Annotated in this window: 1 protein-coding gene and 2 pseudogenes; all 3 read left to right on the top strand. The window is 74.3% G+C overall.

Going from position 1 to position 2,543, the window contains the following annotated elements; translation table 11 throughout:
* Positions 1-691, top strand: a pseudogene (locus ACFU6K_RS36465) (aminomethyl-transferring glycine dehydrogenase); the annotation flags it as partial.
* Positions 688-2,286: an aminomethyl-transferring glycine dehydrogenase subunit GcvPB gene (gene gcvPB / locus ACFU6K_RS36460; RefSeq protein ID WP_380670553.1), complete on the top strand. Its 1,599-nt coding sequence runs from the start codon at positions 688-690 to the stop codon at positions 2,284-2,286. The pseudogene ACFU6K_RS36465 and the gene gcvPB, both read left to right, overlap by 4 nt.
* Positions 2,283-2,543, top strand: a pseudogene (locus tag ACFU6K_RS36455) (ATP-NAD kinase); the annotation flags it as partial. The gene gcvPB and the pseudogene ACFU6K_RS36455, both read left to right, overlap by 4 nt.

Genomic DNA, 2,543 nt, shown 5'->3' with positions numbered 1-2,543 from the left:
GTACATCGAACTCGCCCACCAGGCGGGGGCGTTGGCCGTCGCCCACGTCAACCCGCTCAGCCTCGGCGTGCTCACCCCGCCCGCCGAGCTCGGCGCCGACCTCACCTGCGGCGATCTCCAGCCGCTCGGCATCCACCCGAGCTACGGCGGCGGCAACGCGGGCTTCATCGGCAGCCCGGACGACGAGCGCCTGGTCGCCGAGTACCCGAGCCGGCTGTTCGGCCTCGTCCCCACCGATGTCCCCGGCGAGTACGGCTTCGGCGACGTCGCGTACGAGCGCACCTCCTTCGCCGTGCGCGAGGAGGGCAAGGAGTGGGTCGGCACCGCCGCCGCGCTGCACGGCATCGCCGCCGGGGTCTACCTCACGCTGATGGGCCCGCACGGCATGCGGGAGATCGGCGCGACGATCCTCGCCAACACCGCCTACGCCCGCCAGCGCCTGGCCGAGGTCCCCGGCGTGGAGCTCGCGGACCCGCGGGCCGTGCACTTCGCCGACTTCACCGTCCGCTACACCGGCGAGCGCACCGCCGCCGCCATCGCCGAGGCGCTGCTCGCCCGCGGCCTGCACGGCGGCACCCCGGTCGGGGCCGACGGGGCCGGAGCCCGCGAGGGCCGCTACTGCGTGACCGAGCTGCACACCCGGGCCGACATCGACCGCCTCGCCGACGCACTTGAGGAGATCGCGAAGTGACGAACCGTCAGAACCCCGAGCCGGTGGACCCGCGGATCTCCCCCAAACCCGCCCTGCGCCGCTTCCACCAGGCCCGCTGGGACGAGAAGCTCGTCTTCGAGCTCGGCGCCCCCGGCGAGCGCGGCGTCCTGCCCCCGCTGCCCGAGCCCGCCGTCACCGCCGCCGTCGGCGACCCGGCCGAACGGCTGCCCGCCGCGCTGCGCCGCGGTACACCGCCCGCCCTGCCCGAACTCGGCCAGCAGCAGGTGCTCCGGCACTACCTGCGGCTCTCCCAGGAGAACCTCGGCGCCGACCTCAACGTGGACGTCGGCCAGGGCACCTGCACCATGAAGTACAGCCCCAAGGTCAACGACGCCTTCGTCCGCGACCCCCGGATCGCCGCCCTGCACCCCGCGCAGGACCCCTCCACCGTCCAGGGCGTGCTCGAACTCGTCCACCGGCTGGAGCAGTTGCTCAAGGAGGTCTCCGGCATGGACCGGGTCAGCCTCCAGCCCGGCGCGGGCTCGGCGGCGATCTGGACCAACGTCTCGGTGATCCGCGCCCACCACGCCGCGCGCGGCGAGCTGGAGCAGCGCGACGAGATCATCACCACCGCCTTCTCCCACCCCTCCAACGCCGCCTGCGCCAAGACCGCCGGCTTCCGGGTGATCACCCTGCACCCGGACGCCGACGGCTACCCCGACATCGAGGCGCTGCGCGCCGCCGTCGGCCCGCGCACCGCCGCACTCCTCATCACCAACCCCGAGGACACCGGCATCTACAACCCCCGGATCGCCGAGTTCGTCCGGATCGTCCACGAGGCCGGCGGCCTGTGCGCCTACGACCAGGCCAACGCCAACGGCATCCTCGGCATCACCCGGGCCCGCGAGGCCGGCTTCGACCTGTGCCACTTCAACCTCCACAAGACCTTCTCCACCCCGCACGCCTGCGGCGGCCCGGCGGCCGGCGCCTGCGGCGTCACCGCCGAACTCGCGCCCTACCTGCCGCGCCCCACCGTCGAGTTCGACGGCGAGCGGTACGTCCTGGACGACGACCGGCCGGACTCGGTCGGCAAGATCCGCCCCTACCTGGGCGTCGTGCCGAACCTGGTGCGCGCCTACGCCTGGATCACGGCGCTGGGCGCCAAGGGGCTGCGCGAGGCCGCCGAGACCGCCGTGCTCAACAACAACTACCTGCTGCACCGGGTGCGGAGGATCCGCGGCGTCTCCGTCCCGTACGCCGAGGGCCGCCCCCGGGTCGAGCAGGTCCGCTACAGCTGGCAGCAGCTCAACGAGGACACCGGCCTGCACAGCGAGGACCTCGGCTACCGCGCCGCCGACTTCGGCACCCACTACTGGACCAGCCACCACCCGTACGTCGTCCCGGAGCCGATGACGCTGGAGCCCACCGAGTCCTACTCCCGGGCCGACCTGGACGAGTACGCGGCGATCCTCGCCGAGGTCGCCCGCGAGGCGTACGAGGACCCGGAGACCGTCCGCACCGCGCCGCACAACTCCACCGTGCACCGGATCCGGCACGAGCCGCTGGACGACCCTGCGGTCTGGGCGGTCAGCTGGCGCGCCTACCGCCGCAAGGTCCTGGGCGAGCGGCCGTGACCTCCGCCCCGGGCGCCCGGATCGGGCTGGTGGTCAACCCGGTCGCCGGCCTCGGCGGCCTGGTCGGCCTCAAGGGCAGCGACGGCGCCGAGGTCCAGCGGCGGGCCCTGGCGCTCGGGGCCCGCCCGCGGGCCGTCGCCCGGGCCGCACTGACGATCAGTCAACTCTCCCCGGACATCGAGCTGATCACCGTCGACGGCCCGCTGGGCGCCGCCTCGGCGCAGGCGGCCGGGCGGCCCGCACGGGTCGTCCAGCAC

The sequence above is a fragment of the Kitasatospora sp. NPDC057512 genome, from assembly GCF_042802135.1.
Lineage (GTDB): Bacteria > Actinomycetota > Actinomycetes > Streptomycetales > Streptomycetaceae > Kitasatospora.
This window is presented reverse-complemented; position numbering and strand designations above follow the sequence as displayed.